Origin of the sequence: Paeniglutamicibacter terrestris, from assembly GCF_012271785.1 — a bacterium.
Taxonomy (GTDB): Bacteria; Actinomycetota; Actinomycetes; order Actinomycetales; family Micrococcaceae; genus Paeniglutamicibacter; species Paeniglutamicibacter terrestris.
Map to the genome: position 1 here is coordinate 106,408 of NZ_JAAWVT010000001.1, position 13,868 is coordinate 120,275.

Annotated in this window: 16 protein-coding genes; 4 read left to right on the forward strand and 12 right to left on the reverse strand. The window is 59.4% G+C overall.

The window, feature by feature from the left end; all coding sequences use genetic code 11:
• Window positions 1-11 precede the first annotated feature (11 nt).
• The 3 genes from HED64_RS00485 to HED64_RS00495 are packed head-to-tail and all read right to left on the reverse strand — an operon-like array spanning window position 12 to window position 2,096.
• On the reverse strand, window positions 12-776 hold the full coding sequence (locus tag HED64_RS00485) for a cytochrome c biogenesis CcdA family protein (RefSeq protein ID WP_168151063.1): 765 nt from the start codon (window positions 774-776) through the stop codon (window positions 12-14).
• A gap of 26 nt (window positions 777-802) precedes the next feature.
• A complete protein-coding gene (locus tag HED64_RS00490) occupies window positions 803-1,429 on the reverse strand; it encodes a TlpA family protein disulfide reductase (protein ID WP_168150203.1) in 627 nt (208 codons plus the stop codon).
• Between the two features lie 4 nt (window positions 1,430-1,433).
• The gene (locus tag HED64_RS00495; RefSeq protein WP_132358970.1) at window positions 1,434-2,096 is read right to left on the reverse strand and encodes a histidine phosphatase family protein; all 663 of its coding nucleotides are present in this window, start codon (window positions 2,094-2,096) and stop codon (window positions 1,434-1,436) included.
• A 270-nt stretch (window positions 2,097-2,366) separates the two neighbouring features.
• Here HED64_RS00495 and HED64_RS00500 point away from each other — a divergent pair, with 270 nt between their 5' ends.
• Complete coding sequence (locus HED64_RS00500) at window positions 2,367-3,077, forward strand: hypothetical protein (RefSeq protein WP_168150204.1); 711 nt, start codon at window positions 2,367-2,369, stop codon at window positions 3,075-3,077.
• A 111-nt stretch (window positions 3,078-3,188) separates the two neighbouring features.
• Here the strand turns inward: HED64_RS00500 and HED64_RS00505 are convergent, their stop codons facing one another.
• Both HED64_RS00505 and HED64_RS00510 read right to left on the reverse strand, forming a co-directional pair.
• Window positions 3,189-3,932 carry a redox-sensing transcriptional repressor Rex gene (locus HED64_RS00505; protein WP_168150205.1) on the reverse strand — a complete coding sequence of 248 codons (744 nt, stop codon included), beginning with the start codon at window positions 3,930-3,932 and terminating at the stop codon, window positions 3,189-3,191.
• A gap of 67 nt (window positions 3,933-3,999) precedes the next feature.
• Window positions 4,000-4,254, reverse strand: coding sequence for a glutaredoxin family protein (locus HED64_RS00510; protein ID WP_168150206.1), 255 nt, complete (start codon window positions 4,252-4,254; stop codon window positions 4,000-4,002).
• A gap of 49 nt (window positions 4,255-4,303) precedes the next feature.
• Here HED64_RS00510 and HED64_RS00515 point away from each other — a divergent pair, with 49 nt between their 5' ends.
• Window positions 4,304-5,116, forward strand: coding sequence for an HAD family hydrolase (locus tag HED64_RS00515; RefSeq protein WP_168150207.1), 813 nt, complete (start codon window positions 4,304-4,306; stop codon window positions 5,114-5,116).
• Window positions 5,117-5,213: 97 nt separating this feature from the next.
• Here HED64_RS00515 and HED64_RS00520 read toward each other — a convergent pair whose 3' ends face one another.
• The 6 genes from HED64_RS00520 to HED64_RS00545 form a co-directional block, all read right to left on the reverse strand.
• Window positions 5,214-5,312, reverse strand: coding sequence for a 30S ribosomal protein bS22 (locus HED64_RS00520; RefSeq protein WP_003792170.1), 99 nt, complete (start codon window positions 5,310-5,312; stop codon window positions 5,214-5,216).
• Between the two features lie 144 nt (window positions 5,313-5,456).
• Entirely contained in the window at window positions 5,457-5,669 is a 213-nt protein-coding gene (locus HED64_RS00525; RefSeq protein ID WP_132358982.1) for a helix-turn-helix domain-containing protein, read from the reverse strand.
• A 193-nt stretch (window positions 5,670-5,862) separates the two neighbouring features.
• Window positions 5,863-6,975 carry a 3-deoxy-7-phosphoheptulonate synthase gene (locus HED64_RS00530; protein WP_168150208.1) on the reverse strand — a complete coding sequence of 371 codons (1,113 nt, stop codon included), beginning with the start codon at window positions 6,973-6,975 and terminating at the stop codon, window positions 5,863-5,865.
• A gap of 397 nt (window positions 6,976-7,372) precedes the next feature.
• Entirely contained in the window at window positions 7,373-8,716 is a 1,344-nt protein-coding gene (gdhA, locus tag HED64_RS00535; RefSeq protein ID WP_168150209.1) for an NADP-specific glutamate dehydrogenase, read from the reverse strand.
• Between the two features lie 190 nt (window positions 8,717-8,906).
• Window positions 8,907-9,362 (reverse strand): ArsR/SmtB family transcription factor, encoded by a 456-nt coding sequence (locus tag HED64_RS00540; protein ID WP_168150210.1) that lies wholly within the window; start codon window positions 9,360-9,362, stop codon window positions 8,907-8,909.
• Between the two features lie 46 nt (window positions 9,363-9,408).
• Window positions 9,409-10,557: an acetoin utilization protein AcuC gene (locus tag HED64_RS00545; RefSeq protein ID WP_168151064.1), complete on the reverse strand. Its 1,149-nt coding sequence runs from the start codon at window positions 10,555-10,557 to the stop codon at window positions 9,409-9,411.
• Between the two features lie 208 nt (window positions 10,558-10,765).
• Between HED64_RS00545 and HED64_RS00550 the strand changes: the two genes are divergently transcribed.
• Both HED64_RS00550 and HED64_RS00555 read left to right on the forward strand, forming a co-directional pair.
• On the forward strand, window positions 10,766-12,205 hold the full coding sequence (locus HED64_RS00550; protein WP_168150211.1) for a TrkH family potassium uptake protein: 1,440 nt from the start codon (window positions 10,766-10,768) through the stop codon (window positions 12,203-12,205).
• Between the two features lie 25 nt (window positions 12,206-12,230).
• Complete coding sequence (locus tag HED64_RS00555) at window positions 12,231-12,869, forward strand: potassium channel family protein (RefSeq protein ID WP_132361103.1); 639 nt, start codon at window positions 12,231-12,233, stop codon at window positions 12,867-12,869.
• Window positions 12,870-12,987: 118 nt separating this feature from the next.
• On the opposite strand, the gene proC is transcribed toward HED64_RS00555, so the two are convergent.
• Window positions 12,988-13,848, reverse strand: coding sequence for a pyrroline-5-carboxylate reductase (proC, locus tag HED64_RS00560; RefSeq protein WP_210149125.1), 861 nt, complete (start codon window positions 13,846-13,848; stop codon window positions 12,988-12,990).
• Window positions 13,849-13,868: the final 20 nt, after the last annotated feature.

Consider the following 13,868-nt stretch of genomic DNA (forward strand, 5'->3'; position numbering starts at 1 on the left):
TTGCTTTTTCATTAAATGGGCAACTTCACTTCGTTAGCGAACCAGTCTTGCAATTGCGTAACCCACACGCCCCACAGGCCGGTGGCCATGAGAATTCCGAGAAGAATCAGCATGCCCCCGCCGAAGCGCATAATCGCGAGCTGGTGACGGCGGAAAAATTTCATGGCTCCCATGCCACGGCGAAGAGCCATGGCGATGAACAGGAATGGCAGCCCAAGACCCATGCAGTAGAAGAACGTCAATAAAGCGCCCTTCGCGGGGTTCGGGTCAACGCCCGTGCTCATGGCCAGAACGGCAGCCAACGTAGGACCGATGCAGGGGGCCCATCCCAAGCCGAAGGTGACTCCCAAGACCGGGGCTCCCCAGAGGCCGGCCGGTGGCTTCCTGTGGATCTTCGCATCGCGTTGCATGAACGAAAAACCGCCCAAGAAGACCACGCCCATGAGGATTACGACCACTCCAAGAATCTGGGTGATCCAGGAACCCTTGAACTGCATCCACGCGGCTACCTGTGAAAAGACCACACCCGCCATGACAAACACGGCAGTAAAGCCAAGAATAAACAGGCCAATGCCTGCCACCATGCGCCCACGCTTCTGATCGGCAAGGTCGGCACCGGACAACCCCGTCACATAACCCAGATATCCAGGCACGAGGGGCAATACGCAGGGGGAAAGAAAGGAGACTAAACCGGCAAGAATGGCGACGGGAACGGCAAGAACCAGCGAGCCATCTTGAACGATCTCGGCGAACTGGTTTCCTTGGGCAGGAAGCATCATCGCATTGACCAGCGCGGGGCTGATCACAATGACTCGGTCAGTGCCGTATTGATCAGAGCCTTGAGCGTCGTTTTATCCGCCGCGCCAAGCACTCGAGCCGAGACTCTGCCCTGTTTGTCCAGAACAAGAGTGGTCGGTACCGCCTTAAGGGGAACGTACTTGGTCATCGCCAGCTGGATGGATCCCTCGGTGTCCTGCACCGAGGGGTACTTGATACCGAAGTTTCGCTCAAAGGCTTCCGCAGCGTCTTTCTCATCTCGGACATTGATGCCGATGAACTGAGCTTTGTCGCCAAATTCCTTATTCAACTCCACCATGTGTGGGGCCTCGATGCGGCACGGAGCGCAGGCTGCATACCAAAAGTTCAAGATGGTGGCTTGGCCAGCCCAATCAGCCGAATCAATCGCAGATCCGTCATAGGCAACTGCCTTTATTTCAACCGGTGCAGTGCGGGATTCCGGAGCATATTCCTCGACCGATCCGTCGCCGGCAATGTAGTTCTTGTTATTGCCTTCACGGGCCTGCTTGGCCAGCGGGTCTTCTTCGCCGACGCATGCAGCCAACGGGATGATCGCTGCGCCGAGCACGACAGCACGCAACAGTGTTCGTCGTCCCAAGCGCGCGGCTTGTGACGAGGTGGGATCGGTCATGATCTCAAGCTCCAGGGATGTTCGCAGCGTTGACCAAAAGATCCACGCTAGGTTCTGCATAACGGACTGCGACCAGACTTTCACCTTCAAAGTCCAGACTAGTCACGGAGGTGAGAGTGCATTCGCGTTTCCGCGGATCATGCCACAGGGCGTTGCCCTCGGCAGAGCGGCGTGTCACCCAAATGGGCAGCTGATGGCTGACCAGGATGGCTTGCGCGCCCGGGCCACCAAGTTCTACCGCACGATCGCGGTGTTCAACTATGGCGGTCATCATTCGTTCCACCTGGTCCCGGTAGGGCTCCCCCCAGGATGGTCGGAATGGATTGACGACGTAGGACCAGTACTTTGGTTCCTTGAGTCGACGCTTAATTTGAGAAAGACCTTGGAAGCGATTCGCTGCCTCGATAATTCGATCATCCGTAACAATATCGAGGCCCAAGGCATCAGACGTGGGCTTGGCTGTTTCCTGCGCACGAACCAGCGGAGAAGACACCAAATGGGTGATGTTTGCTCCAGCGTTCCGTTGCGCCGTGAAATACTCGGCCGCCCTGTCGGCCATTTGGTGGCCAAGATCGGAAAGATGAAATTCAGGTAGACGACCGTAAAGCACCCTGTCCGGGTTATACACTTCGCCGTGACGCAGCAGGTGAACGGTGGCAGTCGACATGGCTTAAGTGTCTCAAAACTTTGTTCTGTAACCTAAACAGGCCTATCGCGGCCTTCGGCGCGCGCGGCGGTCCACCTTGCTGGTGACAACACGGAGCTCATCGCCTCCGTACTATCGGAATATGGCCATATTGGGCGAATTATTGCGGATGTTGACCTCGGAGTGATTTCACCTCGCCCAAGAAAAACCATCCTTTTGGAGGGGGCCTAAACCAATCTCTAACCGATATCGTGAGTAGTAAGTCATAGTTTCCAACACGAGGAGCATCTCATGTCCACCCCAGAGAACAATCCCCAGAACCCACAGACTCCGTCCGGAGATCCCACCCCGCCGCAGTATGGGCAACGCGCGCCGCTTGATCCCAACGCTGCTGGGCAGACACCACAGTTTGGCGCTCAACAGCCAAACCCGTATGGCCAGAATCCTAACCCGTACGGCCAGCCGGAGCAGTCCAATAGCCCCTACGGACAGCAGCCGTATCCGGGTGGATTCCAGGTACCACCGCAGGGCAACTTCCCCGCTCCTCAGATGCCAACCCAACGTCCCAAGGAGCTGGACAGGTCGTTCTGGGCTATCTTGGCCGCCGGCGTCTTCTTCCTCGCCTCGATGGTTCTCACCCTGACCGACTCGGCCATCCGCGATTCGCTCACGATGACACCCGGAATGGACGATCTGCTCGCCCAGTCCGGCAGCAGCTTGGAACAGATGATTCCCATGGTGAGAATCTTTGTGATCGTCTTCGGGCTCATCGGCCTGGGAATCTACGTCTTGCTCGCGTTCATGGTTCGCAAGGGTAGCAACGTTGCCCGGATCTTCGCGACAGTACTCGCCGCTCTGTCGCTGTTCAACCTCGCTGGTGGTCTGATCATGGTCGTCTCGGTAATCCTCGGCATCGTCGGCGTCGTGTTCGCTTGGTTGCGTCCCTCCAGCCAGTACATCGCCGCACGTCGGGCCGCACGGGCAGCTGGCTTCCGCGGCTAAGCGTCCCTAACAAGCAAGTGGTCCGTGACCTCGCCAAAAAACTTGGCGTGGTCACGGACCACTTTTCGTTTGACCCGGCACCTTGAACATGCCAGTCCATGGCTGTGGGCCCTAAGCTTCTAGATTCTGGGCGTGGTAAGCCAAGATTTGTAGCTCCGTGGCTAAATCGACTCTGCGCAAATTCACTCCGGCTGGGACGTTGAGTACCACTGGGGCAAAGCTCAAGATGCTTCGCACCCCGCAGTCCACCAGTTTGTCGCACAAATCCTGGGCAGAAATGCCCGGAACAGATAACACTGCCATATTGGCCTTAGACCGTTGGACGATACTTTCTAGGTCGGCAATATCTTGGACCTCCATGTCACCCACGGTGGTACCAATAACCTCCGGTGCCGCATCTAATAGCGCCGCGATTTCGAATCCTCTACTACGGAATCCGCCGTATCCGGACAACGCACGCCCCAAGTTACCCGCACCAATGATGGCAACACGCCACTGCTGCAACAAACCGAGCGCCTTAGAAATATGCTCGGTCAGTTCAACCACCACATATCCCACGCCCCGGGTCCCATACGAGCCCAGCAAAGAAAGATCCTTGCGCAAGATCGCCGGATTGACTCCGGCCGCCGTTGCCAGCACCCCCGAAGATGTCCGGAGTTCGCCGCTGGCCTTCAATTTGATGAGGGCCCGTAGATACTGGGTCAGACGCGCCAACGTCGCCTCGGGCAGGATCCGCGTAAGCGAAGCAGTGACTGGCTGAGCTGACGCCTGGTCCAGCGACTGACCGTGCGCGGCCGGCAGTTCCGTGACACCCGCAGGGACTCCATTGTCTTCGGTGTGGTCCTCGGTGGACATTGTGTTCTAACTCAATTCATTGGATAACAACAACTTTTACCAACCACCCTCATCGGTGGCACCACGGTTAGCTGGACAGCAAGGACTCCAAGCGTTGCGGATCGATCACCCAAAAGTCCCGGACCCGTCCGTCAACTACGAGCACGGGAACTTCTTCGGAGTGTTTGGATAAGAGATCCGCGTCCTGATCAATATCAACACTTTTCCAGCTGTACCCCAGTCTGCTGGTGACCTCATCAAGGGTAATTTTAGCCGCTGTGCACAAATGGCATCCCGAACGAACCAACAGAACTATTTCTCGGGGTCTCTTCACGCTGCTCATGAACCAACGCTACCGCTATGGTCAAAAAAGTTTGCAATAGACTGGGCGGATGCCCTCCACCCTTCCTTCCCCATCCGAGCTCGGGCATGAACCCGCCCAGCCAGTCGCAGCTGCGGCCTTTTTCGACGTGGATAACACCATGATGCGCGGGGCATCGCTTTTCGCGGTGGCCCGAAAACTCTATCAACGCCGCGCCTTTACGCTGCGTGAGGTCCTCTGGTTCGCCATCCACCAATTGCGGTTTTTGACCCGAGGAGAAAACCTCGGAGACATTCATGCCATCCGTGACCGTGCGCTTTTAATGGCAGCAGGATTCTCCGTTGAGGACATGGTTGCGCTGGGAGACGAGATTTATGACGAGTTCATTGAGTCGAAGATCTGGCCCGGAACTCGCGCCATCGCCGAACAGCACCTACACGCCGGTCGCCAGGTCTGGCTCGTAACAGCCACTCCTCTTGAAGTCGCTTCGGTCATGGCGCGAAGACTGGGTCTCAGTGGCGCGCTAGGGACCAGCGTTGAACATGTTGAGGGGGCCTACACCGGTCGGCTCGTCGGCGAGATCCTCCATGGAGCAGCGAAGGCGACAGCCGTGCGAGAGCTAGCCAAGGAACACGGCCTAGATCTTGAACATTGCTGGGGGTACAGCGACTCGCAAAACGACATTCCGTTGTTGGAGGCAGTGGGACACCCGGTAGCCATTAATGCCGATCGCAGGCTGCGTCGTTACGCCATGGACCGAAGCTGGCCGACCTACGATTTCCGGACCGGACGCAAAGCTGCGGCCTTTGGCCTGAAGGCGGCAGGAGTCTCCGGTGCTCTTTGGGGACTATGGCGAAGCATTAGCGCCATTCGCGGGCGCTGAATTTCAGTTACCGAATAAATGAAAAAGGTGTGTTTCCCCCGAGGGGGAAACACACCTTTTTACATACTCAACTCCGGGCAAGCCCGGAAACTGGTATTTACTTCTTATTACGACGCTGGTGGCGGGTCTTACGAAGCAATTTACGGTGCTTCTTCTTAGCCATACGCTTGCGGCGCTTCTTAATAACAGAGCCCATACTGGTTCCTCACAAACTGATTCGATTGCCGACTACTACTACCGCGGCACCAAGGCACCAGAATAGCCAACTGGACGTTAAACGTTCCTTAACAGATTACCTGCTTCCAGAGCGGATTCTGACCACTCGTGAAAACCTCCGGAATTAACCGGTGTTGAAGTCTCGACCGAATCCGGCTGCCCGCAGGTATTCCTGCACGGCGTTCTCTGGGACTCGGTAGGAGCGACCGAAGCGAACGGCCGGCAAATCACCGGAATGGACGAGTCGATAAACCGTCATCTTTGAAACACGCATCACATCGGCAACCTCGGCCACCGTCATGAAACGCGCGCTGGCAAAGTTTTGCGATTCGACCATTCCTTGATTCTCCTGACAATATTCACATAGCAGTCATGCCGTGGCTCGGACGTCGGAATACTCCGGTCCGTGCCAACACCCCAAGATACCCTATGTCCTTTAGTGTTACTTTAGTGGCTCGCGGGGCCAATGTGAACGATTCTCACCCGTTATGAGCCATCAATCGGTTGCATTTCGTCTGCAAGTCACAGAACTAGCATGCAGCGCGCACCGCTGCGGCCAAGGTGTCCAGCAAGTCGGAGCTAGTTTCCCAGTTCATGCACGCATCGGTGACCGACTGGCCGTAACGCAACCCACCGAGCACATCAGCGCCCACTGCCACTGCGTCGGGATCGTGCTTCTGCGCGCCCGCCACAAGGAAACTTTCAGCCATGATCCCGGCTATGCTCTGATCGCCGGCGGCAATGCGGGCCGCCAGTTCGCCGATAACCTCGGCCTGGCGAACCTCTGATTTTCCGGAGTTCGCGTGGCTTGCATCGACGATCAGACGCGGATTCATACCGGATCCGGCCATGGCCGCGGACGCCGCAGCAACCTGCTCGACACCGTAGTTTGGCCCATCCGCTCCTCCACGCAGAATCAAGTGGGAGTCCTGGTTTCCCGTGGTCGTCACGATCGCGGTGCGACCGTCATCACTAATACCAAGGAACGATTGCGGGGCACTAGCGGCCTGGCAGGCGTCAATCGCGACCTGAACCGATCCGTCGGTGCCGTTCTTGAAGCCCACCGGCATCGAAAGGCCAGAGACCAACTGCCGATGCGTTTGGCTTTCGGTGGTGCGGGCCCCGATGGCTCCCCAACTCATCACATCAGCGAGGTACTGAGCGCTCAGCGGTTCGAGGAACTCGGTGGCCAACGGTAGCCCCAAGTTGCTGGCGGCGAGGGTGAATTCGCGGGCGGCACGTAAGCCGGCGGCCATGTCGTGGCTACCGTCAAGGTGGGGATCATTAACCAGACCCTTCCAGCCCACCGTGGTGCGTGGCTTTTCGAAGTAGCTTCGCATGACCACCAGCAACTCACCTTCATGCGTCTTGGCAGCAGCAGCGAGCTTTGCAGCGTATTCAAGGCCCGCTACGGGGTCATGAATGGAGCATGGTCCGATGATCACCAGCAGGCGCTGATCAAGGCCTGAGAGCACCGCACGGACCTCCTGACGGGCCCTCATGATGCGGTAGCCCTGTGCGTCCCCCACCGGGAGCTCGGTTATCAGTTCCGCGGGGGTTGGCAGCTCAGTAATGGAGGTGATGCGCTCGTTGGTGTTGAAGCGCGGTTGTTCTTTTACGGCGGGGCTGATGTTGGTGCTCATGATCGGTGGCCTTTCGGTGAGACCCCGCGATTCAACGGGGGCCGAGTAGTTTGTTTGCGGCCCCGTTGATCCTCGCTGCAATTCCTTCAGGGCCGCTATCGTGAAAATAGCGAAGGGCCTGCAAGCAATAGCTTGCGGCCCTTGTCGACTCTGAAGGTGGGTATGCGAATTTACCGCGTCCTAGGCTCCTCCAGAGCCGACACAAAATACGCATACCAACGATTAGTCATGGGTTGAAACATACAACCGCGAAGAACGATTGACAAATACTGCCCGCAGGCAGGGCTTCACAATTCGTCACTGATACACAAAAGCGGGTTGGAAGGAGTTGAACATCGCTGTTCCATTCCTTCCAACCCGCTTCAAATGCCAGTCGTTTTTAGCTGGTGCTACCGACCTAGATCAGGCCCTGTGCCAGCATGGCGTCGGCGACCTTGACGAAGCCGGCAATGTTGGCGCCCGCGACATAGTTGCCCGGGACACCATACTCGTCGGCAGTCGATGCACAGCGATCGTGAATTCCCACCATGATTTCTGTCAGGCGCGCTTCGGTGTGTGCGAAGCTCCAGGAATCCCGGCTGGCGTTCTGCTGCATCTCCAACGCGGAGGTAGCCACGCCACCGGCGTTTGCTGCCTTGCCCGGCGCAAAGAGCACACCGGCATCTTGGAAGAGCGAGGTTGCTGCGGCAGTACACGGCATGTTCGCGCCCTCGGCCACGGCCATGACACCGGAGCTGATCAGCTTCTTGGCGTCCTTGGCATCAAGTTCATTTTGCGTGGCGCACGGCAGGGCTACGGTGGCGTCAACGTCCCAAACGTTTCCGCCAGCCACATAGCTCACCTTTTTGGACTTGGCGCGCTCGGCGTAATCACTGATGCGTCCGCGTTCGACTTCCTTGATCTGACGCAGCAGTTCAACGTCAATACCGCGTTCATCCACGATGTAGCCACCGGAATCCGAGGCTGTCACCACGCGAGCGCCCAGGGCCTGGGCCTTTTCGATCGCGTTGATGGCAACATTGCCCGATCCCGAGACCACGACGCGCTGGCCGTCGAAGGACGCCCCACGAGTCTTCAACATTTCGTCGGTGAAGATCACTGCGCCGTAGCCGGTGGCCTCTGGGCGAACCAGAGATCCTCCCCAGCTGATGCCCTTACCGGTCAAAACTCCGGATTCGTAGCGGTTGGTGATGCGCTTGTACTGTCCGAAGAGGTAACCGATTTCGCGGCCGCCCACACCAATGTCGCCGGCCGGCACGTCGGTGTATTCACCGATGTGGCGGTAGAGCTCGGTCATGAATGACTGGCAGAAGCGCATGACTTCGGCGTCCGACTTGCCCCGCGGGTCAAAGTCCGAGCCGCCCTTGCCGCCGCCGATAGGCATACCGGTCAGTGAGTTCTTGAAGATCTGTTCAAAGCCCAAGAACTTCACAATCCCCAGGTACACCGAGGGGTGGAAGCGGAGCCCGCCCTTGTACGGGCCAAGCGCCGAGTTGAACTCAACGCGGAAACCACGGTTAATCTGCACGCGGCCGGCGTCGTCCATCCACGGCACACGGAAAATGATCTGGCGTTCGGGTTCGCACATGCGCTGAAGAATTGCCGCTTCGGCGTATTCGGGGTGCTTGCGTGACACCGCTTCAAGGCTGTCAAATACCTCGGTTACCGCCTGGTGGAATTCTGCTTCACCGGGGTTACGACGGAACACTTCGTCGCGAATTATCGCTAGTTGCTGGTCCAAGTCTTATTCTCCTCATCACTTGGGGCAGGCATAAGGGCACGCTTACGCCGTCTCTGGCAACGCTGCCCCGAACGAGAATGTCATGACGCCACGGGTTGGGCATAACCGGGCGTCATCAATAATGCATCAGGACGTAACGTACTCGACACAAAAGAGTGCTCAAATACTCCGGTAATTGGTGCCGCTGAGCCTAGCGCTTTCGCCCAAATTTGCGTTTCGGAAAGCGCTCGAGGAAGTCCTGGGCACGGCCGGTCACCTGCTCAAGGGAACGGCCGACAGTTCTACCCAATTGTGCCGCTGCCACCGTCGCGCCGCTTGTCACGTCGTGGGACGAAGCGTGCACCTCCACCTGATTCTTCTCGGGAACCACAACCAGCTCGGGCGCAGCGGGAAGGTATCCACTAAGCCAGGTCTGCAGCTCGAGGAAGGTCTCGGTTTCCAAGGCATAAAAGCGGCGCTGTCCATCGGCGCGCATGGAGACCAGCCCGGCCTCTCGCAGGACCTTAAGGTGTTTGGAAACGGTCGGCTGGGAAACACCCAATTCTTCGACCAAGGATCCTACGGACAGCGATTCTTCGCGCAGGGTATCGACCAACCGTCGTCTGGTCGGGTCGGCCAGCGCGGTAAAAATATCATCATGAGCCACCACATAACCCTATCTGCATATACGCGTGGGGGCATCTTCGTGCGTCCTAGTCGAACCAGGGATCCAGCCCAAAGAGCGGGAAGATCTCCTTGCGGGTGGCCATGATGCTGCGGTCCACCGGATCTGCCGGGTCATAACCGACTTCCCAGCTACGCCACCACAATTCGGCGTTATCCCCCATGAATTCCGGCGGCCAAATACCATAGCGCTCATGAACATAGACACGCCAAGGACCGGGGACGGGTGTTGCCAAGGGCACAGGTTTGCCCGAGGCAATAGCCACCAGATGGCTCCAGGCTCGCGGGGCCACGGCGGTGATGTTGTATCCGCCGCCACCGGTGGCAATCCAGCGTCCGGCACATAACCGCTCCGCCAACTCGCAAATATCCAACGCGTTCTGCCGCTGCCCGTCAACACTCAGGCGAAGGTTGGACAACTCGTCATCCTTATGTCCATCACAACCGTGTTGGGAAACGATGACCTCCGGGGCAAAGGCCTGAGCCAATTGCGGAACCACCGCATGGAAGGCGCGCAGCCACCCCGCATCCCCCGTACGTGGTGGCACGGCGATGTTCACGGCCGTGCCCTGCGCCGCCGGCCCGCCGATCTCATTGGCGTAGCCGGTGCCGGGGAAGAGAGACATGCCGGTTTCATGGAGGGAGATCGTCATGACGCGCGGATCGTCCCAGAAGATCGATTCTGTACCGTCCCCATGATGGGCATCAACATCGATGTACAGGACCTTGGAGACCCCACCGTCAAGCAATCGCTGAATCGCCAAGGCGGTGTCGTTGTAGATGCAGAAGCCGCTGGCCTTGCCTCGGGCCGCATGGTGCATGCCGCCGCCAAAGTTCACCACATGCAGGGCACGTTCTTCGAGGATCGCAGTGGCCCCCTGCAGTGAGCCGCCGGCGAGTCTGGCGCTGGCCTCATGGATCCCTTCGTAGGCGGGATTGTCCTCGGTACCCAGCCCACGGGCTTCATTGGGAATCTCGGGGTGCGCGCTGACGGCACGCACCGCGGTGATGTATTCGGGCTCATGAACGCGGCCAAGCTCATCGTCGGTGGCGAGTCGCGGGGCAACAACACGCAGATTCTCCCGATCAAAAAGGCCAAGGTCACCGCACAGTCGTGCGGTGAGCTCCAGCCTGAGCGGGTGCATCGGATGAGTTTCACTAAAGCGATAGGCCAGCATCTCATCGCTCCAGATCACCTGGGTGGGAGGCGCGGGCTTGGTATCAGAAAACACCCCTTCAGGCTACGCGATCGGTGAGGCGTGTGTGTGCCAAGACACCCAGTGGGGCCATGCTAAGGACCAAAGACCCGTCATGGTTTATTGTGGGAACTTGCGGGGCAGGGCCTCCGCACCGAAGATGTCGACGTCTTGGAGCCGAGCTATCACCATGGGAATCACTCCCTCTACCGCCGCAACACGACGGCCAACCACCGAATCCGGTGCACCGGCCCCGTGGCGCAAGCGACTGGGCCTCTGGCGGCGAATGATTGCGGATTTCACCGTCCGCTCCCCCGCCCGTCTGGCGCTCTTCGCCTTTGTTCTGGTCATCGCGCTGTTCGCTTCCCTGTTATCACTTCCTGCGGCATCGGCTAGCGGCGAACGCACGGCCTTTGTTGACGCCTTCTTTACGGCCGTCTCGGCCGTCTGTGTCACGGGCCTTACCGTTGTCTCGACCGCCACCCACTGGTCGTTCTTTGGCCAATTGGTGATGATCATCGCGGTCTTTGTTGGTGGTTTGGGCATCCTGACCCTCGCCTCGGTGCTCTCCTTGGCGGTATCCAAACGTCTGGGCGTCCGCGGCAAGCTCATGGCGCAGAACTCGATGAATACCTCCGCTGCATCCACCCTGGGCGAGGTCGGCTCGCTGCTGCGCATCGTGATCACCACCTCGGTGGCCATCGAGGTGGCGCTGGCGTTGATGCTGATCCCGCGCTTTTTGATCCTCGGTGAGCCGTTTGGCCAGGCCCTCTGGCATGGCGTTTTCTACTCGATCTCCGCCTTTAACAACGCAGGCTTCACACCCCACTCCGACGGGCTGGTCCCCTACGAGATGGACCTGTGGATCCTGGTGCCGCTGATGCTCGGCGTGTTCTTGGGCTCGCTCGGCTTCCCGGTGCTGATGGTGCTGCTGGCCCACCGCTTCAACTCCAAGAAGTGGACGCTGCACGCCAAGCTGACCTTGCTGGTGACCGGCATCCTGCTGGTGGGCGGCACGTTGCTCTGGGCCGCCGCGGAATGGAGTAATCCCAACACTATCGGCGGCCTAAACGCCGGGGATAAGGTCATCCACTCGGTCTTCGCCTCCGTGATGACCCGCTCCGGCGGCTTTAACCTGGTGGATCAGGGTGAGATGAATCAGGTGACGATGCTGCTCACCAACGCCCTGATGTTTGCCGGTGGTGGCTCGGCGTCAACCGCCGGCGGCATCAAGGTCACCACGATCGCGGTGATGTTCCTGGCGATCTTCGCCGAGGCCCGCGGTGACACAGATCTGCGCGCCTTTGGCCGGCGCATCCCGGAGGGAACCATGCGCGTGGCCATCTCGGTCATCGTCCTTGGTGCCACACTGGTGATGCTGGCGACGGCCTCCCTGCTGATCATCAGCGGCACCTCACTCTCCCGTGCGCTCTTCGAGTCCATCTCGGCCTTCGCCACCGTGGGGCTGAGCACCAATCTGTCGGCCGAAATGCCGCCCTCGGGCAAATACGTGCTCGCCGCACTGATGTTTGCCGGTCGCATCGGTACGATTACCCTGGCATCCGCGCTGACCTTGCGCCAACGCAACCAGCTCTACCACTTCCCCGAAGAGAGGCCCATCATTGGCTGAGAAAAACACCGACCACAACGCCCCGGTGCTGGTCATTGGGCTGGGCCGCTTTGGCGCCTCGGTGGCCGAACAATTGGTCAAACAGGGCCGCGAAGTCCTGGCCATCGAACGGAACCAGGAACTGGTGCAGAAGTGGGCCTCGGTGCTGACCCACGTCGTGGAGGCAGATGCGACAAACATCGATGCCTTGCGCCAGCTCGGAGCCCAGGAATTCGCCTCGGCCGTGGTGGGGGTGGGTACCTCCATCGAATCCTCGGTGCTGATCACCGTGAACCTGGTGGACCTGGGGATCGAGCACCTGTGGGTCAAGGCCATTACGCCCTCCCACGGCAAGATCCTCACGCGCATCGGCGCCAACCACGTGATCTATCCGGAGGCCGATGCCGGAGTCCGTGCCGCCCACCTGGTCGGCGGACGGATGCTTGACTTCATCGAGTTCGACGATGGCTTCGCGATCGTGAAAATGTACCCGCCGAAGGAAACGCAGGGCTTCACGCTGGCCGAATCCCAGGTCCGCTCCAAGTACGGAATCACCGTGGTGGGCGTCAAGTCCCCCGGCGAGGACTTCACCTACGCCCAGCCCGATACCAAGGTGACCCGGCGCGACGTGCTGATCGTCTCGGGCCACGTGGATTTGCTCGAACGCTTCGCCGCACGGCCCTAAAAGAGCTCGGCACCCACCGCTCCGAGCCTAACCCGCAAGACACCACCGGCAGCACAAAAGCATGGTCCCCTCGTTCGAACGAGGGGACCATGCTTTTGTTAAGCTAGTGCCGTGGTGCTTAAGCCAGTTCCTTGGTGATGGCAGCGGCACGTGCGGCTGCTGCTGCCGCCCCGCGGGCAATGATCTGAGAAAGGTTCGTCTCATCAAAGGCCGCGATGGCCCGCTCGGTGGTGCCGTTGGGGCTGGTGACGCCCCGACGCAGAGCAGAAGGGTCCGCCTGCGCATCGGAAAGCATCTTTCCCGCCCCGGCAACGGTGGCACGGGCCAAATCGGTGGCCAGAGCGGGCTCCAGGCCCAGTTCGACGCCCGCCGCAGCCATGGCCTCGGCTAGGTAGAACACGTACGCCGGTCCCGAGCCGCTGATTGCGGATACTGCGTCCTGCTGCGACTCCGGAACCACGTGCACCACACCGGATCCGGCAAACAGCTGCACGACGGCCTCCAGCGCGTCCGCGGAGACGGATTCCCCGGCGCTAACGCCCACCGCGCCGGCACCAACCTTCAGCGGCGTATTGGGCATCGAACGCACCACGGGCTGTCCCGGATTCAGGTGCTCGGCCATCATGCTGATGGTGATGGCCGCGGCAACCGACACGATAACGGCGGTGGGCTTCAGGGCATCCTTGATTTCGTCACACAACGCGGTGATGCCCACGGGCTTTACACCCAAGAAGACGATGTCGGCATCCTGCACCGCCTTGAGGTTGGCCTCTGGATCTTGGGCACCAATCAACACCGTGACACCGGTTTCGGCGCGCAAGGCCTCGGCCTTGTCATCGCTGCGCAGGGTGGCAGTAATCGCCTGCGGGTCATATCCGGAGGCGATGATGCCGCGCAGCACCGCCCCATTCATGGAACCGGTGCCCAGGAAGGCAAGTTTGTTCTCGATACGGGCAGAAGTTGAAGGCGCTGAAGTCATCTGCCCATTCTTCCACGGCT

Excerpts from the sequence above, each read along its gene's own strand:
- HED64_RS00510 (WP_168150206.1), bottom strand. The coding sequence starts at position 4,254 with ATGAGCAGCGTGAAGAGACCCCGAGAAATAGTTCTGTTGGTTCGTTCG.
- proC (WP_210149125.1), bottom strand. The coding sequence starts at position 13,848 with ATGACTTCAGCGCCTTCAACTTCTGCCCGTATCGAGAACAAACTTGCC.
- HED64_RS00530 (WP_168150208.1), bottom strand. The coding sequence starts at position 6,975 with ATGAGCACCAACATCAGCCCCGCCGTAAAAGAACAACCGCGCTTCAAC.
- HED64_RS00545 (WP_168151064.1), bottom strand. The coding sequence starts at position 10,557 with ATGCTGGCCTATCGCTTTAGTGAAACTCATCCGATGCACCCGCTCAGG.
- HED64_RS00505 (WP_168150205.1), bottom strand. The coding sequence starts at position 3,932 with ATGTCCACCGAGGACCACACCGAAGACAATGGAGTCCCTGCGGGTGTC.
- HED64_RS00495 (WP_132358970.1), bottom strand. The coding sequence starts at position 2,096 with ATGTCGACTGCCACCGTTCACCTGCTGCGTCACGGCGAAGTGTATAAC.
- HED64_RS00500 (WP_168150204.1), top strand. The coding sequence starts at position 2,367 with ATGTCCACCCCAGAGAACAATCCCCAGAACCCACAGACTCCGTCCGGA.
- HED64_RS00550 (WP_168150211.1), top strand. The coding sequence starts at position 10,766 with ATGGGAATCACTCCCTCTACCGCCGCAACACGACGGCCAACCACCGAA.
- HED64_RS00520 (WP_003792170.1), bottom strand. The coding sequence starts at position 5,312 with ATGGGCTCTGTTATTAAGAAGCGCCGCAAGCGTATGGCTAAGAAGAAG.
- HED64_RS00490 (WP_168150203.1), bottom strand. The coding sequence starts at position 1,429 with ATGACCGATCCCACCTCGTCACAAGCCGCGCGCTTGGGACGACGAACA.
- HED64_RS00515 (WP_168150207.1), top strand. The coding sequence starts at position 4,304 with ATGCCCTCCACCCTTCCTTCCCCATCCGAGCTCGGGCATGAACCCGCC.
- HED64_RS00525 (WP_132358982.1), bottom strand. The coding sequence starts at position 5,669 with ATGGTCGAATCGCAAAACTTTGCCAGCGCGCGTTTCATGACGGTGGCC.
- HED64_RS00485 (WP_168151063.1), bottom strand. The coding sequence starts at position 776 with ATGCTTCCTGCCCAAGGAAACCAGTTCGCCGAGATCGTTCAAGATGGC.